Origin of the sequence: Thiobacillus denitrificans DSM 12475, from assembly GCF_000376425.1 — a bacterium.
GTDB lineage: Bacteria > Pseudomonadota > Gammaproteobacteria > Burkholderiales > Thiobacillaceae > Thiobacillus > Thiobacillus denitrificans.
Window position 1 is genome coordinate 119552 of record NZ_AQWL01000004.1, and the last position, 15370, is coordinate 134921.

The window sequence follows — 15370 nt, forward strand, 5'->3', positions numbered from 1 at the left end:
GGTTTGAATGAGAATGGCCGAATGCGCGTTTCAGTCCTGAGTGCTCCCTTCATTGCGCTGGTTTTGCTCGGCACTCTGGCAGCTTGCGCCACGCCGCAATACCAGACGACGGTACGTCTGGTCCCGCCGGACGATGCGCAGGGTCAGGCTTGCGTAAAAGGCTGTGAAGCCAGGAAAGCAGCCTGCCAGGCCGATTGCCAGACCCGTTACCAGGCTTGCGTGAAAACCCTCGAACCGCAGGTGGAAGCACGCTATACCGAAGCGCTGAAGGAGTACGAACTCGAGCTGAAGCGCTACGCTGCGGCCTTGCGCCACTACGAGATGCAGCTGCAGTTCAGTTGGATGCACAGCTACCCCTACCGCTATCCCTACTACTGGTGGGATCCGTGGCCAAGGCCCTATTTTCCGCCGCCCTATTTCGAGCCGCAGATGCCGACCCGCACCGAGGTACTGGCGCAACTGGAAAAATCGAATTGCCAAGCCGACTGCGGCTGCCTGCCCGTATACGACGCCTGTTTCGTCGGCTGCGGCGGGCAGCGACTGACGGAAACCGTCTGCATCAAAAACTGCCCGCCCGAAAAATGAAACGCCCCGGCAAAGGGGCGCCGTTGCATGGCCGGCCAGCCGGCAACAAGCGTGCTCAGGCAGGCAATTGCAGCGGGGTCAGTTTTAGCGGCACATTCTGCGTATCGGTATTGATCCAGATTTCGCCGTCCTGCACCATGCATTGCAGGCGCATGCTGCGCTCCGCCAGGGTGGCCAGCGCCTGGCTGGTTGCGGCGGGCAGCTGCAGCACGGTCAAATTGGAAAACCGCGTCAGCTTGCTGGCGATCTGCTTCCACCACACCTCGCAGCCGCTGCTGTAGCACAACACAATGACCTGTTCGGCGCGGTTGCATGCGCGACGGATACGCGCTTCGTCGGGCTGACCGAGGTCGATCCACAGGGTAATCTCGTCGGTCAGGCTCTTGACCCACACTTCCGGCTCGTCGACATCGAACAGCCCCTTGGTGAAGGCAATGCCGTCCTGTGCGTAAAGGGCATAGGCCAGCACCCGCACCATCATGCGCTCGTCGGTTTCGGAGGGATGGCGCGCGATGGTCAGCGCGTGGTCGGCGTAGACATGCCGATCCATATCGGCAATCTGCAGGTCGGCTTTGTGGATGGTGGCTTTGAGTGCCATGAGGTCATCACTCGAAAAAGGCGATGGATTGTAGCGCGCACCCATAAAAAAACCCCGGCGAACCGGGGTTTTTTCACATCAGGTCGCGAGGATTACGACACGACCTGGATGTTGGAGGCTTGCTTGCCCTTGGGGCCAGTGGTCACTTCGAAGCTGACCTTCTGGTTTTCCTGCAGGGACTTGAAGCCGCTGGAGTTGATTGCGGAAAAGTGTGCAAACAGGTCTTCGCCGCCGTTATCCGGGGTAATAAAACCAAAACCTTTTGCATCATTGAACCACTTGACAGTACCCGTTTCCATCTTGTTTCCTATCTATCTAAAAAAATTGAGCGACATGCTCTATCGATCGAATTTCAAGGAAAACGCTTACCAGAGGTACCGCAATTTAAAGCTTGAATCCAACAGATGGTGCATTAATAGCACAGATAAAAGCGATGTCCAAGAAAAATCTCATTTTTCGTCGAGTGGACGCAGCATCAGGGTATCGCCGCGCTGAGTGAATTCCAGATGCTTCAGCACGCTCATCCCCAGCAATATCTGATCGCCTGCCATCCCGGGGTTAAGGCTGGCGGCGATGCCGTGCAGCGCGAACGGGCCGAACGCCAGCGCGCCCACCCGGGTGGCATGGGTGGTCACCGTGCCATTGGCGGTGATCGACCGCTGCGGCACGCCGGCCTCCAGGCCCAGCTCGCCCGCCAGATGCGCCGGGATCGACACCAGAGTGGCGCCGGTGTCTAGCAGGAAGGTGACCGGCCGGCCGTTGATCGTGCCGGGGAAAATATAGTGTCCGTTGCCGCTGCGCTTCAGCACCAGTTCGGTTCCGGGCGCGACCTGCAGTTGGCGATTGGGATTGCTGCGCGCCTGCAGGCTGTTTTCGAAGTAAAAATAAAACAGCCCCAGCACCAGCAGGCTGGCGACCAGTGCCATGCCGCGTCCGAGCGGACGATGCGGGTTACGGGAAGGATCGGATGCTTTCGGATTCACGACGTGGTGACAGTCTGGCTCATTCATCGTTCCCCGCACGCAACGCGCGGGTAATCAAGCCGTATACATATCACACACGCAAGACAACGCCTCACGCCGCCTGCGCGGGCGGCACCGCCGGAATCCGGCGCAGATGAGGCTCAGGTGACGTGCTGCATGCGCGGCTGGCTGAAGTGGCAGTGCGGCGCATCGCCAAAAATGTCGCGCAGATAACGGGTTTCGATGTGCAACAGGCGCTTGTGGTCGCCGCCTTCCAGATAGACGTCCGGTTGCGCCATCAAATCGTCGTCCCAAACCATTTCCACCCCCCAGGCATTTGGCAGGCCCGGCACCACGCCGGGTTCGCACTCGCTGAATAGCCTGCTCACACTGGCCTCATCGGCCAGGCTGAACTCCATGCCATGATCCAGCCCCAGTTTTCCCAGGTGAATTTCCTGATCGGCGGGGATCATCGCCACCATCTGGCAACCCTGACCGTCGAGTAGCACGCCCTTAGCCAGCCGATTGGAAGGCACTCCCGCCGCACGCGCCGTTTCGGCGCTGGTCTGGGTGTGCGGATGCGCCACGATGTCGAACGGAATCATATGCTGGTCGAGAAAACGTTCCATACGATGCAGTGCGTTCATGATCGACTCCTTGCAAAAGCGATTGGATGATTTTCACTATAGTCCACCCCTTCCCGCCTGCAGGCGCCGGAAAACGGATCGCTAACGCCGCCCGGAGCGGTCGCCGGCGCGAAAATGCCGGCGCGGCACCTTGGTGTGCTCCAGCGTCTGGCAGGCACGACGAAATGCCAGCAGGGCATCCTGCGCATGCCCCAGCACGCTGCCATGGGGATAGTGTCCCGCGGCGTTCAGTTCGCCTGCCGCCACCCCGGTCAGCAGCCCGATCCCTTCGGTCACGTGCTCCGCGGCATGGATATGGAAAAGCCCGCGGGCGACGGCGTCGACCACGCACGGTTGCAGCATTAGATGGCGCCGGTTGCGTGCGGGGATCAGCACGCCCTGGCTGCCGTCCAGGCCGGCGGTCTCGCACACGCGAAACCAGCCTTCGATCTTTTCGTTGATGCCGCCCACCGGCAGCACCCCGCCGTGCTGATTGACCGCACCGGTGACGGCGATGCCCTGCCTGAGGGGCAGGCCCGACAATGCCGACAACAGCGCATAGAGCTCGGCGCACGAGGCGGAGTCGCCTTCCACGCCGTGATACTGCTGCTCGAACACGATGGAGGCATTCATTGAAAGCGGCGCCAGATGGGCGAACAGCGCAGCCAGGTAGTTCTGCAGGATGAACACGCCCTTGTCGTGGATCGGCCCGGACAGCTCGACCTCGCGTTCGATGTTGAGCAGGCCGTCTTCGCCCGCGTAGGCATGCGCGGACAGCCGTACCGGCAGGCCGAAGCGATAGTCGCCCAGATCGATCTGGGTAAGGCCATTGACCTGGCCCGCCCGGGAGCCATGCAGGTCGATCAGCACGTCGCCTTCGGCGATTTCCTCGCGCAGGCGCTGCTCGGGGTAATCGTGGCGCGCTGCATGCGCAGCGAGCGCCGTCTCGACGTCTGCCGCCGCCACCAGGCACGGCCCCCCGCGGGCGCGGCAGACCGCGGCGCTTTCCATCACCAGCGCCTCGGTGCGGGCGAAGATTGCGCTCTCGCGCGTCTGGTCGCCGGCCTCGCGATGCGATTCCTCGAGCAGACGCGCCACCGCCGCCGCCGAAAAATGCGGCAGGCCGGACAGGCGGCAGGCATGGGCAACGAAAATCGCCGAGGCGCGGCGGGTGTCGGCGCTGGCGACGAAGCTGTCGGCGAAATCGACCTTGGCGCGGAAATGGCGGGCGAATTCCGGCGCCGCTTCCTGCAGCTCATAGTACTGCGCGCGCGAGCCGATCAGCACCAGCTTGACCTCGACGTCGACCGCCTCCGGCACCAGCGACACCGCCGCGATCGGCGAGAACGACACGCCCGGTTCCTCGATCTGCAGCCGCCCGCTGCGCAGGAAGCGCCGCAGCTTCTCCCACACCAGGGTATCGGCCAGCACGTCGGCGAGGTGCAGCATCAGGAAGCCACCATGCGCCTGCAGCAGGCTGCCGGCACGGATGCGCGTGAAGTCGGTCACCAGCACGTCGTTCTCGGACTGGTATTCGATGCTGCCGAATAGCGCGCGGAACAGCGGGTTGTCCTCGACGATTACCGGCGCGCCGGAAAGACCGCCGTTGTCCACCACCAGGTTGACGCGGTAGCGTGCCAGCGCTGCTTGCAGGCCATCCAGCCGCTCCTCGTCATCCTCGCTGCCGCTGAAAAGTTCCAGCCTGTCGAACACGTCCTGCTCCAGCGCGTCGAGCCAGGCGTTGAGTTTGGCGGCGTCCTTGATCTGCTTCTTCAGGCCGGCGCGGATCGCCTGCAGTTCGCGCTCGACCAGCGGCTTCACCACCTGCCGCCGCAGCGCCGCCAATGCCTCGTTCATCGCGCGTTCCAGCGGCTGGGTCTTCTCGATGTAGCGGGTGATCTCGGCGCGCAGCGCCTGCTCGGCCTGTTCCACCGCCGCACGGCGCGCCTTCGGCAGCGCCAGCACCTCGTCCTCGGTGAGCGCCTGCCCCCTCTTGCCGGTCAGCGTGAACACCATGCGCCCGGCCTCGCGGTGCAGCGAAAAGCTGCGCGCCTCGGCAAACGCTGTCAGCTCGGCATAGTGCCGTGCCACGTCGTCCTTCCAGGCCTGCTCGATGCGCTCACTCTCGGCCTTGTAGTCCTGCCCCTCGAGCCGCTGCGGGATATCGCTTTGTAGCGTCTTTACCGCCTGCGTCAGCAGCTGGCGCAGCAGCCTCCCTTCGCCGGCTGGCAGACGCAATGCCAGCGGCCGTTCCGGCGCGTCGAAATTGTGCAGGTAGCAGAGATCGGGCGGCACCCGGCGCTGCGCGGCGGCCTCGACCATCGCCTGCTTCAGCAGCGAGGAGCGGCCGCTGCCGACTTCGCCGAGCACGAACAGGTTGTAGTTAGGCTGATCCATGCCGAGGCCGAAGCGTGCGGCTGCTTCGGCCCGCGCCTGACCGATCCATGGCAGGGTCTCGTCCCGCAGTTCGGCGGTGTCGGCGAATCCCAGGACAGCGGGATCGATGGTCAGGCGCAGGTCGGCGGGCAGCAGCGTGGCGATGGGCATGGTCGGGGGCGGAAGCGAAGTTCCCCTGATTATTGCCCATGTCCCGGGGGCAGCAACAGGCCGGCCCATTGCGCCTGGCTTTCGCGGTAACGCGTGCGCAGCTGCGCGGCGCTGTCCTGCAGCACGTCAGACGGCACAGCCAGCGCCTGCATCGTCGCGGATTCGATCCGGTCGAGCGCCACGCTGCGCGGGACCGCCTCCGGCTCCCAGGTTTCGGCCCACGCCGCCACCTTGCCCGGGCGCTCACCCTGTTGCGGCAATGCGAGACTGACGCGCGGCAGGCCATAGGCCAGCGCGACGAGCCGCGTATGCAGGCTGCTCGCGACCGTGCCGCGGCTGGCGGCGATGAGTGCGCAGATGTCCCACAGATGCAGCGACGGGAACAGCCGCGCCGCACCCGGCGGCAACCTGCGCAACAGGCTTGCGTAAAGCGCAGGATCGTCGTGCCACGGCGCCGCACCGGCGCGGAACAGCGCGACGCCCAGCCCGGTCGCGGCAGCCGTCCTCGCCAGCCCCTGCGCCAGCGCATCCAGGCTGGCGTCGTCGGCAAAATCGGCGCTGAACTGGCACGCCAGATAGCCCTGCGGGAAAGCTTCACGCATCGCCTGCACCGCGCCCCGCCTCTGGTGCTGGAGAATCAACTCACCCGAGCATTCCGCCACCATCACCGCCGGATCGGGGCACAGCGGCGCGTCGATGCCTTCCGCCCGCAAGGCGGCTTGGGTGACGTGATCACGCACGCTGAGCCAGTCGGCCTCCCTGAGCGCCGCTTTCACCTCGTCCCGCTGCGAGGCCGACAGGGCATCCCACGCCACCCCGCCCACGGCGTTGAAGATCAGCCTGCCGCCCGGCGCCAGCGCGCCACGCCCGACCACGTAGGGCATGCTGCGCGCCGTGCCGAGCCGGCGCGCAGCCCATGTGGCGGCGGCCGCCGGGTCGGCAGCGTAGCGCGCTATGGCGGCCGCGGCCGCAGCCGGATCAAGCAGCATGACCGCGGCCTGCCAGGCGCTGCAGGTCAGCAGTTCGCCGCCGACGTGGATCAGCCGCGCTGCCTGCGCCGCTAACGGCCGCACCTGGTGGCCGCCGAAAGCCCGCAAATCGCGCTCGACCAGTCCGCACACTCCGAACACCTGCCCCGGCAGCAGCGCTGCCAGCAGATGCGGAAACAGCAGATCGCCGAAGTTGTGGCGGTCGAAGGCGCCGAACAGGAGCGGCGAGGCATGCGCGTTCATGGATGCATGATATTTCGCGCGGCGCAGGATTTCGCACTACATTCCTGTAAAAGACACGTGCATCAGATGAAACCCGCCCAGCCCTCCTTCTTCGTCCTCATCGCCCTCATCGGCGGGCTGGCCATCTTCAGTTCCACGCTGTCGAAAACGCCGGTGCTGCCGCTGTTCGCCGCCTCGCTCAACGCCACCCCCGCCGAGATCGGCTGGATCGTCATGGCTTCGACGATTCCCGGCATTCTCATCAGCTATCCCGCCGGCGCGCTGTCGGATCACCTCGGCAAGCGGCGCATCCTGCTGGCCTCGCTGGTGGTGTTCGCCAGCGCGCCCTTCCTCTACCTGGTGATCGAAACCGCCTGGCAGTTGATGGCAGTGCGCTTCTATCACGGCTTCGCCACCGCGATCTTCGGCACCGTGGCCAGCGCGGCCATCGCCGAGCGCTACAGCGCCGACCGCGCGGCAAAACTCTCCACCTACTCCTCGGTCACCATCGTCGGCCGCTCGGTCGCGCCCTTCCTCGGCGGCACCCTGATCTCGCTGGCGAGCTTCGGCGCGGTGTACGTCGCCTGCGCCATCGCCGGCGTCCTGGCGCTGGGCGCGGGTCTGCTGCTTAAAGACCGCCAGTCGCAGCCCACCGACAAGATCGAGCTGCCGCATTTCTGGGCGAGCCTCGTCACTGTGCTGCGCGACCGCGGCATCATGCTGGTGAGCACGGTCGAGGCGGCGCAATACCTGGTGTTCGGCGCGATCGAGGCCTTCCTCGCGCTGTACGCGTCCTCGCTCGGCATCCCGGCGTGGCAGATCGGCGTCATCCTCGGCGTGCAGCTGGTCAGCATCGTGTTCGCCAAGCCGGTCATGGGCCGCCTCTCCGACCGCGTCGGCCGCCGCCGCGTGATCCTGCCGGGCCTCTTGATCGGCGCGGTGAGCGTCGCGCTGCTGCCCTACTTCCCCAGCTTCATCGGCCTGTCGATACTGAGCCTCGCGTTCGGCATCGGCTTCGCCACGGTGACATCATCTACCGCCGCGCTCGTCGCCGACCTCACCCGTTACGGCCGCTACGGCTCGTCGATGGGCGTGCTGCGCACCGTGATGGACGTCGGCCAGTCGATCGGCCCCGTGCTTACCGGCTTCATGGTCGGCACCGCCGGCTACGCCAGTGCCTTCACGTTATTGGCGGCGATCCTCGTCGCCGCGGCGCTGCTGCTCGGGCTGTTGCTCAAGGGTGTGGATAAGGGAGCGCCCGAGGGGCTATAGTGATCTAGCCTGTTGCTCTCGAGGAGACCCGTCATGCGCATCCCGTCCCTGCTCGCCACGCTCGTCTTCGCCGCCGCCGGCTTCGTCATGCCGGCCAGCGCCGGCCCGGCCCTCGACCGTGCCACCCCCGCCGCCCTGGCGGAAGCGGTCTCGCCCGAGGTCTGCCTCGCCAGTGCAAAAGGCAACCACCTCGCCCAGCTCAGCTGCTGCAAGGGCCACAAAGGCGTCTGCGGCTGCCGCGCCGGCAAGATCGTGTGCTGCGACAATACCGCCAGCACCGAGCCGGGGTGCACGTGTCATGGGGATGAGGCGGTTGTCGAGTAAGGCGGTGGAATCGACCGAGCGCCCAGCAAAATGGCTGTCGTGGCTCCCAAGCTCATCTGCTACGAACGGGGTACGCAGCTGCGCTCCCGGAAACGTAAACCCCTTCACTTGCTCCCCGCCACCCAAACCCCATCCCACCCCGTCTCCGGCGGCGCCTGCCGGAACGCCGCAACCCGCTCCAGCATGACCCGGCCCGGCTTGTCGCCCGGCGCGTTGGACAGGCATTCGCGGAACGCGGCTTCGGCGGCGTCCCACGCCTGCACACGGTAGTGCGCGAGCCCCGCTTCATAGGCCTGCACCGCCTTGCGGGTCGTATCGCCCATCTCGTCGGTGAGCCCGATCAGTTCGTAGACCTTCACCGGCTCCAGCTTGCCGGCGACGCGCAGGCTATCGATCTCGCGAAAGGCCAGCGTGTCGCCCGCCAGATTCCGCGCGGCCTCGCTGACGAGGATGCGTGTGCCGTAGAACTTGTTGGCCTGCTCCAGCCTTGAAGCCAGGTTCACGGTGTCGCCGATGACGGTGTAGCCGCGCGAGGTCTCCGAGCCGATGTTGCCGACGGTGACCTCGCCGCTAGCGATGCCCATGCGCACGTTGACCTCGGGCAGGCCGTGGCGCACGCCGAAAAGCCCGGGCAGCGCGGCCCGGAAATCGTCCATCTTCTTCATCTGCCCAAGCGCGGCGACGCAACCCAGGCGCGCATGCTCGGCGGGGTCGGTGAAAGGCGGGCCCCAGAACGCCATGACGGAATCGCCGATGTACTTGTCGACGATGCCCTGCTGGCCGCGGATCACTTCGGACATCAGCGAAAAATAGCGGTTGAGGAAACGCACCGCAGCATCCGGAGTGAGGTTTTCGCACATCCGTGTGAACTCTTCGAGATCGGAGAAAAACACGGTCATCACCTCGCGCTCACCCTTGCCCGCGTCGATGCGGTTTTCCAGCAGACTCTTGACGATGCGCGGATCGACATATTGGCCGAAGGTCTCGCGGATGCGTTCCTTTTCGCGCAGTCCGACCACCATGTGGTTGAAGGAAGTGGCTAGGGTGGCGATCTCGTCACGCGACCTGACCTGGATTTCCACGCCCAGGTCGCCGTCTTCCACCGCGCGTGTGCCGCCCACCAGGCGCTTGACCGGATCGACCAGCGAGCGCGTGACGAAGGTGGCGAAAATCAGCCCAAGCGCGGTGGCGATCGCGGTGACGATCCAGTTGAGGGTGGTGGCGCGTTTCTCCTCCAACTTGGCCTGGATCGCGGTGTCCTGCGTCAGCTTGTTGAGGATGTCGATGGTCTTGCCGATTTCGACGTCGACCGTGTCCTTCTCGCGCAGCAGGGCGTCGCGCACGATTTTTTCCGAGCGCGGCGTGCCCTCCTCGGCCTCAATCTGGAACTGGCGGAAGGTCAGGTGAAAGTGCTGGCGGGCGGTCTGGATCGCCGGCAGCTGCTTACCCAATACGGCAAGCGTCACACGGTCGAGTTCGAGGTCCTTTTGCGCCTCGGCCTCATCCAGCATGCGCAGCGAGGAATCGACGATCTGGTCGGCGTTGATGCCGCGCATGTCGAAGCCAGTGGATTCGTTGGCGAGGAATTCGGGATCGGGCTTCGCGGCCTCCATCCCCGCCATCACCCGCTCCATGTGCACCATTTGCTGGCGGATCAGGATCTCGACGCTGGCGACCTGCTGCTGCAGCGGCAGATACCAGTCCGAGAGCGCGCGCACCTGGTTGCTGAGCTGGCGGAAGTTGAGCACCGACAGCCAGGTGACCACCACCATCAGCACCAGCAGGGCCGTGGTGATGCTGAAGATTTTCAGACTGATGGGCAGGCGCATGGCGTCAGATCCTGAATGCTCGACACATTGAACCCTAGCGCAAGCCGCCCATCCGTCAATATTCCCGGGGCCGGGCCGGCGCATGCGGCCCGGCCTGAATCCGCGGGCTTGCTTGCTATCGGTTTCCCGGAACCTGCGGCGCGCCGCTCGCCACGTCGCCGCACTGCGCGCGGTGGCGCAGCGCGTGGTCCATCAGCACGATCGCCGTCAGCGCCTCGGCGATGGGGGTGGCGCGGATGCCGACGCAGGGGTCGTGGCGGCCGTGGGTGACGACCTCGACCGGCTGGCCGTTGAGGTCGATCGAGCGGCCGGGCAGGCGCATCGACGAGGTAGGCTTGATCGCGACGTGGGCGACGATGGCCTGGCCCGACGAGATGCCGCCGAGCACGCCGCCGGCGTGGTTGCTCAAAAAACCATCCAACGTGATTTCGTCGCGGTGCTCGGTGCCCTTCTGCCGCGCGGCGTCCATGCCGCTGCCGATTTCCACGCCCTTGACGGCATTCAGCCCCATCAGCGCATGGGCGAGGTCAGCGTCGAGCTTGTCGTACAGCGGCTCGCCCCAGCCGGGCGGCACGTTCTCGGCCACCACGGTCACCTTCGCGCCGACCGAGTCGCCCGACTTCCTGAGCGCGTCCATGTAGGTTTCAAGTTCGGGCACGATGGCCGCATTGGGCGAAAAGAAGGCGTTGCTGTCGATTTCGTCCCACGACTCGAAGGAAATGTCGATCGGTCCCAGCGCGCTCATGTAGCCGCGGATGACGATGCCATGTTTTTCCTGCAGCCACTTCTTGGCGATGGCGCCGGCGCCGACGATGGGCGCGGTCAGCCGCGCCGACGAACGGCCGCCGCCGCGCGGGTCGCGGAAGCCGTATTTCTGCGTATAGGTGTAGTCGGCGTGGCCGGGGCGGAAGGTCTCGGCGAGGTTGCCGTAGTCCTTGCTGCGCTGGTCCTCGTTGCGGATCAGGAGCGCGATCGGCGTGCCGGTGGTCCTGTCCTCGTAGATGCCGGACAGGATTTCAACGGTGTCGGATTCGCGGCGCTGGGTGACGTGGCGCGAGGTGCCGGGCTTGCGGCGGTCGAGATCGTGCTGGATGTCGGCCGCGGACAGCGCCATGCCGGGCGGACAGCCGTCGACCACGCAGCCGATGGCTGGGCCATGCGATTCGCCGAACACGGTGACACAGAACAGTTTGCCGAGTGTGCTGCCAGACATGGAAATAACCGCGGAAAGGACCGAAAGAATGCGCCGAAGTCTAGCACAGGCGCGGCTTTGCACGCCGCCCGCCGCATCCCGCCGGGCCCGCCGCGGCAAGACCGATCCGTATTTAGCCGCTATCCTGAACATTTCATCTCACGGAACGAGGACGCCCCAATGAATACCACGCAGCACCTCACCACCCTCGGTCAGAGCCTCTGGCTGGACAACCTGTCGCGCAGCCTGATCCGCGACGGCACGCTGGCCAGGCTGATCACCGAGGACGGGATATCTGGCGTGACCTCGAATCCGTCGATTTTCCAGAATGCGCTCGCCACCAGCCCGTATTACGCCGATGACCTGGCACGGCTGAAAACGGGCGAATCCGATGCCGAGCGGCGTTACGAAGCGCTGCTCATCTCCGACATCCGGGCAGCCTGCGATCTGCTGTTGCCGATATTCACACGCAGCGGCGGCAACGACGGCTATGCCAGCCTGGAAGTCGCGCCGCGCTGGGCGTACGATGCCGCGCGCACGGTGGAGGAGGCCCAGCGCCTGTCGGCCGCGGTGGACCGCAGCAACCTGATGATCAAGGTGCCGGGCACACCGGAAGGCATAAGCGCGTTCGAGACGCTGACCCGGCTCGGCATCAACGTCAATGTGACGCTGCTGTTTTCGCTTGCCCAGACCGAGGCAGTGTTCAACGCCTATCTGCGCGGCCTTGCCGCACGCGTGCAAACCGGGGCCGGCGTGCGCCGCAGCAAGGCGGTGGCGAGCCTGTTCCTGTCACGCGTCGACACCCTGGTCGACACGCAGCTCAATTCGATCGGCACGCCGGAAGCGCTGTCGCTGCGCGGCAAGGCGGCCATTGCCATGGCCAGGCTCGCCTATCAAAACTATCTGAAAATATTTCGTGGCGAGGCTTTCGCCACCCTGGCGCAGCAGGGCGCGATGCCGCAGACCCTGCTGTGGGCAAGCACCGGCGTGAAAAACCCGGACTACCACGCCCTGCTGTACGTCGAACCGCTGATCGGCAGGGAAACCATCAACACGCTGCCCGACAAGACGCTCGCCGCGCTGCGCGACCACGGCAAACCGGCGCTGCGGCTGGAGGACGGCATTGCCGAGGCGACAGCGCAGTGGGTGGATCTGGCGCGGCTGGGGATCGACATGGACACGGTCGGCAATACCTTGCAGGACGAAGGCGTCAAACTGTTCGAAGCCGCGTACCAGAAACTGCTGCTGCAGACCGGGTGAGCGGCCCCCTATCCCTGCCATGCGTGTCCTGTTGATGCTGCGGAAGCCCGCCATCATCGATCCGCCGAGATCGGCCGCGTCAAGGGCCGGACGCAACGGCAGGGTTACGTCGGCAGCCACCTGGCCGGCCGGATCGGGCGACAGCTCAAGCTGTCGCGCTACCCCTTGCACCACCGCATATCAACCAAGAACAATTTATGCGCTGAAAAGAAATCTTGAATGGACAGAAAAGCTTGCGGGGGAGAGGATGGCCATTCCCGCTCGATTGCGCCGGCCGGCGCAATGGGATACCAGAATCGACACAAGGAGACGCGCCATGAGCTTTACCCGTTTGCCCACCAGCAATCTCGATAAAACCGCCGGCCTGTTACGCCCTGCCTGCGTATTGCCCGAGCGCGTGGGAATGGACAACCCCGCCCTCGATGTGATGACCGATTTCCGTCGGTTGACCGCCTTTATCGCCACCCCCGGCGACACCATCAAGCAGGCGGAAGAGCGCATGATCCGCCGCAAGGTGCGCCTGCTGATCGTGATGGACCGTCAGGATCGCGTGGCCGGGCTGATCACCAGTACCGACATCCACGGCGAAAAGCCCCTGCAGGTGCTGCAAAGCCGCGGCCTCCGCCGCGACGAAGTGCTGGTGGCCGACATCATGACCCCGGTGGACCGGCTGGAAGCGGTCGACTTCGACGACCTGTCGCATGCCCGCGTCGGCCATGTACTGGAAACGCTCAAGGCACGCGGCCGTCAGCATGCCCTGGTGATCGAAAACGCGAACGGCCTGCAAATGGTGCGCGGCCTGCTATCGCTGTCGCAGCTGTGCAAGCAGCTTGGCGTCAACGTCGAAACCACCGAAGTGGCGCACACCTTCATTGAAATCGAGCAGCAGCTGGCGCACGCCTGAGCCGCTGAACCGCTGCCCCTGCCGTCGCCCGGCAAGAGGCAGCGGCGACGGCACATTGCAGTGCCCGGTTTCGAACGCATCCCCGCACCCATTCCGCCAAGCCGGCATCTCCGGCCGGACTCAAGCCCTATCCCACGCAACATCCAAGGTTTTCCCGCACCGCATCTTGTGCTCAAATCCCGGACGGACGGCCGCGGCGAAACGCGCGCCGACGGAGCAAGCCTGCACAACACCCTGACAAGCACATGAATATTTCCGTCAGCGAACTGATCGTCCGGTATCTGGAACGCCTGGGCATCGACCACATTTTCGGCATGCCGGGCGCGCACGTGCTGCCGATCTACGACAGCCTGCATGATTCGGGCGTGAAGAGCGTGCTGGTAAAGCACGAGCAGGGCGCGGCCTTCATGGCCGGCGGCTACACGCGGGTGTCGCAGCGGCCCTCCGCCTGCATCGCCACCGCGGGGCCGGGAGCGACCAATCTCATTACCGGCATCGCCAATGCCTACGCCGAGCGGCTGCCGGTGCTGGTGATCACCGGCGAGACCTCGACCTACATCTTCGGCCGTGGCGGCCTGCAGGAAAGCTCCGGCGAAGGCGGCACCATCGACCAGGGCGCGCTGTTCGCCAGCATCACCCGCTACCACAGGCTCGTCGAGCGCACTGATTATCTCGGCCAGGTGCTGAACCAGGCCACCCGGGCGCTGCTCGGTCGTGAACCGGGGCCGGTGCTGCTTTCGATCCCGTACAACGTGCAGAAGGAACAGGTCGACGCCAGCGTGCTCGAGCAGATCCATTTCCCCTGCCAGCCCACGATTCGCCACACGACGCCGACGAGCGCGCTCGCCGAACTGATCCGGGCTGCGCATGCGCCGGTGATCGTCGCCGGTTACGGCTGCATCCAGGCGGGTGCGCGCGAAACCGTCGCCGCCTTTTCCGAACGCTTCAACGTCCCGGTCACCACCAGCCTCAAGGCCAAGGGCGTGGTGGCCGAAGGCACGCCGCTGTCGCTGGGTTGTCTCGGGGTGACGTCCAACGGCAATGCCTACCGCTACCTCGTCGACCACGCCGACCTGCTGGTGTTTCTCGGCGCCGGCTTCAACGAACGCACCAGCTACCTGTGGGACGCGAAGCTGCTGGCCGGCAAGAAGATCGCCCAGGTAGACCGCGACGCCGCCCAGCTCGGCCGCGTGTTCCAGCCCGACGTGGCGATCTGCGGCGACGTCCGCGCGGTGATGGAAGAACTGCTCGCCATGCTCGAAGCGGACGCCATGCCGCCCAAGGCCCGCGACCTGCTGGACGGCCACCGCGCGGCCACCCCGCCACCCGCAAGCGGCGACGCTGCGCCGGCGGAAGCGGAACCCTTCCACCTGATCCAGGCATTTTTCAGCGGGCTCGCCCGGCACTTCCCGCACAACGCGCTGGTGTTCGACGACAACATCGTCTTCGCGCAGAGCTACTTCGACGTCTCCGACCGCAACCACTACTTCCCGAATTCAGGCATCTCGTCGCTGGGACACGCAATCCCGGCCGCCATCGGCGCGCGCTGCTTTGCCCCTGACAGCCCCACCTTCGCCATCCTCGGCGATGGCGGCTTCCAGATGTGCTGCATGGAAATGATGACCGCGGTGAACTACGGCATCCCGCTCAACGTGGTGGTGATCAACAACGGCACGCTCTCGCTCATCCGCAAGAACCAGTTCCAGCTCTATGGCGAACGCTACATCGACTGCGACTTTGCGAACCCCGACTTCGGCCTGCTCGCGCAATCCTTCGGCGTGCAACACTACCGCATCGAGACCGGGGCCGACCTCGATGCCCTGTTTGCCCACGCCGACCTCACCGGCGCGATCAACCTTATCGAAGTCCTGCTCGACAAACACGCCTTCCCCCGCTACCTGTCGGCTCGCTAGCCGTTGGGTTGAAATAATTGGAACTTTTCTCTTCCTGCTTCGTTTGACGCAGTATGGAAGAAGACCGTCAGCCAAAAATCCCGGACTTGCCTGACAGGATCAAGAACCAACCAGAGCAGTGGGATGGCCGGGCCCAGGAACGGGACG

At 65.2% G+C, this 15370-nt stretch carries 14 protein-coding genes; 6 read left to right on the forward strand and 8 right to left on the reverse strand.

Annotation, left to right across the window (positions count from 1 at the left end; translation table 11 throughout):
* Nucleotides 1-21 precede the first annotated feature (21 nt).
* The gene (locus tag B059_RS0107450) at nt 22-585 is read left to right on the forward strand and encodes a hypothetical protein (protein WP_018077613.1); all 564 of its coding nucleotides are present in this window, start codon (nt 22-24) and stop codon (nt 583-585) included.
* 55 nt (nt 586-640) lie between these two features.
* Here the strand turns inward: B059_RS0107450 and B059_RS0107455 are convergent, their stop codons facing one another.
* From B059_RS0107455 to B059_RS0107480, 6 genes are all read right to left on the reverse strand, one after another.
* Nucleotides 641-1183 (reverse strand): YaeQ family protein, encoded by a 543-nt coding sequence (locus B059_RS0107455; RefSeq protein WP_026177372.1) that lies wholly within the window; start codon nt 1181-1183, stop codon nt 641-643.
* A gap of 92 nt (nt 1184-1275) precedes the next feature.
* Complete coding sequence (locus B059_RS0107460; protein ID WP_018077615.1) at nt 1276-1482, reverse strand: cold-shock protein; 207 nt, start codon at nt 1480-1482, stop codon at nt 1276-1278.
* Nucleotides 1483-1632: 150 nt separating this feature from the next.
* The gene (locus B059_RS0107465; protein WP_051068502.1) at nt 1633-2109 is read right to left on the reverse strand and encodes a retropepsin-like aspartic protease family protein; all 477 of its coding nucleotides are present in this window, start codon (nt 2107-2109) and stop codon (nt 1633-1635) included.
* 197 nt (nt 2110-2306) lie between these two features.
* The gene (locus B059_RS0107470; RefSeq protein ID WP_018077617.1) at nt 2307-2792 is read right to left on the reverse strand and encodes an aminoacyl-tRNA deacylase; all 486 of its coding nucleotides are present in this window, start codon (nt 2790-2792) and stop codon (nt 2307-2309) included.
* Between the two features lie 81 nt (nt 2793-2873).
* Nucleotides 2874-5318 carry a Lon protease family protein gene (locus B059_RS0107475; RefSeq protein WP_018077618.1) on the reverse strand — a complete coding sequence of 815 codons (2445 nt, stop codon included), beginning with the start codon at nt 5316-5318 and terminating at the stop codon, nt 2874-2876.
* A 29-nt stretch (nt 5319-5347) separates the two neighbouring features.
* Nucleotides 5348-6550: a polysaccharide pyruvyl transferase family protein gene (locus B059_RS0107480; RefSeq protein WP_018077619.1), complete on the reverse strand. Its 1203-nt coding sequence runs from the start codon at nt 6548-6550 to the stop codon at nt 5348-5350.
* Between the two features lie 66 nt (nt 6551-6616).
* On the opposite strand from B059_RS0107480, the gene B059_RS0107485 reads away from it, so the two are divergent.
* Both B059_RS0107485 and B059_RS0107490 read left to right on the forward strand, forming a co-directional pair.
* Nucleotides 6617-7801, forward strand: a complete 1185-nt coding sequence (locus B059_RS0107485) for an MFS transporter (RefSeq protein ID WP_038058405.1) — start codon at nt 6617-6619, stop codon at nt 7799-7801.
* A gap of 33 nt (nt 7802-7834) precedes the next feature.
* Nucleotides 7835-8125 carry a hypothetical protein gene (locus tag B059_RS0107490; RefSeq protein ID WP_018077621.1) on the forward strand — a complete coding sequence of 97 codons (291 nt, stop codon included), beginning with the start codon at nt 7835-7837 and terminating at the stop codon, nt 8123-8125.
* A gap of 104 nt (nt 8126-8229) precedes the next feature.
* On the opposite strand, the gene B059_RS0107495 is transcribed toward B059_RS0107490, so the two are convergent.
* Nucleotides 8230-9954, reverse strand: coding sequence for an adenylate/guanylate cyclase domain-containing protein (locus B059_RS0107495; RefSeq protein ID WP_018077622.1), 1725 nt, complete (start codon nt 9952-9954; stop codon nt 8230-8232).
* Nucleotides 9955-10069: 115 nt separating this feature from the next.
* Nucleotides 10070-11167: a chorismate synthase gene (aroC, locus tag B059_RS0107500; RefSeq protein ID WP_018077623.1), complete on the reverse strand. Its 1098-nt coding sequence runs from the start codon at nt 11165-11167 to the stop codon at nt 10070-10072.
* A 159-nt stretch (nt 11168-11326) separates the two neighbouring features.
* Here aroC and tal point away from each other — a divergent pair, with 159 nt between their 5' ends.
* The 3 genes from tal (at nt 11327) to B059_RS0107515 (ending at nt 15223) form a co-directional block, all read left to right on the forward strand.
* Entirely contained in the window at nt 11327-12406 is a 1080-nt protein-coding gene (tal, locus tag B059_RS0107505) for a transaldolase (protein WP_018077624.1), read from the forward strand.
* Nucleotides 12407-12722: 316 nt separating this feature from the next.
* Nucleotides 12723-13310, forward strand: coding sequence for a CBS domain-containing protein (locus B059_RS0107510; protein ID WP_018077625.1), 588 nt, complete (start codon nt 12723-12725; stop codon nt 13308-13310).
* Between the two features lie 245 nt (nt 13311-13555).
* Nucleotides 13556-15223: a thiamine pyrophosphate-binding protein gene (locus tag B059_RS0107515; protein WP_018077626.1), complete on the forward strand. Its 1668-nt coding sequence runs from the start codon at nt 13556-13558 to the stop codon at nt 15221-15223.
* The last annotated feature ends 147 nt before the right edge of the window (nt 15224-15370 follow it).

What these genes read in the sequence shown, in the direction of transcription:
- B059_RS0107450 (WP_018077613.1), top strand. Translation starts at nt 22, where the DNA reads ATGCGCGTTTCAGTCCTGAGTGCTCCCTTCATTGCGCTGGTTTTGCTC.
- B059_RS0107455 (WP_026177372.1), bottom strand. Translation starts at nt 1,183, where the DNA reads ATGGCACTCAAAGCCACCATCCACAAAGCCGACCTGCAGATTGCCGAT.
- B059_RS0107460 (WP_018077615.1), bottom strand. Translation starts at nt 1,482, where the DNA reads ATGGAAACGGGTACTGTCAAGTGGTTCAATGATGCAAAAGGTTTTGGT.
- B059_RS0107465 (WP_051068502.1), bottom strand. Translation starts at nt 2,109, where the DNA reads ATGGCACTGGTCGCCAGCCTGCTGGTGCTGGGGCTGTTTTATTTTTAC.
- B059_RS0107470 (WP_018077617.1), bottom strand. Translation starts at nt 2,792, where the DNA reads ATGAACGCACTGCATCGTATGGAACGTTTTCTCGACCAGCATATGATT.
- B059_RS0107475 (WP_018077618.1), bottom strand. Translation starts at nt 5,318, where the DNA reads ATGCCCATCGCCACGCTGCTGCCCGCCGACCTGCGCCTGACCATCGAT.
- B059_RS0107480 (WP_018077619.1), bottom strand. Translation starts at nt 6,550, where the DNA reads ATGAACGCGCATGCCTCGCCGCTCCTGTTCGGCGCCTTCGACCGCCAC.
- B059_RS0107485 (WP_038058405.1), top strand. Translation starts at nt 6,617, where the DNA reads ATGAAACCCGCCCAGCCCTCCTTCTTCGTCCTCATCGCCCTCATCGGC.
- B059_RS0107490 (WP_018077621.1), top strand. Translation starts at nt 7,835, where the DNA reads ATGCGCATCCCGTCCCTGCTCGCCACGCTCGTCTTCGCCGCCGCCGGC.
- B059_RS0107495 (WP_018077622.1), bottom strand. Translation starts at nt 9,954, where the DNA reads ATGCGCCTGCCCATCAGTCTGAAAATCTTCAGCATCACCACGGCCCTG.
- aroC (WP_018077623.1), bottom strand. Translation starts at nt 11,167, where the DNA reads ATGTCTGGCAGCACACTCGGCAAACTGTTCTGTGTCACCGTGTTCGGC.
- tal (WP_018077624.1), top strand. Translation starts at nt 11,327, where the DNA reads ATGAATACCACGCAGCACCTCACCACCCTCGGTCAGAGCCTCTGGCTG.
- B059_RS0107510 (WP_018077625.1), top strand. Translation starts at nt 12,723, where the DNA reads ATGAGCTTTACCCGTTTGCCCACCAGCAATCTCGATAAAACCGCCGGC.
- B059_RS0107515 (WP_018077626.1), top strand. Translation starts at nt 13,556, where the DNA reads ATGAATATTTCCGTCAGCGAACTGATCGTCCGGTATCTGGAACGCCTG.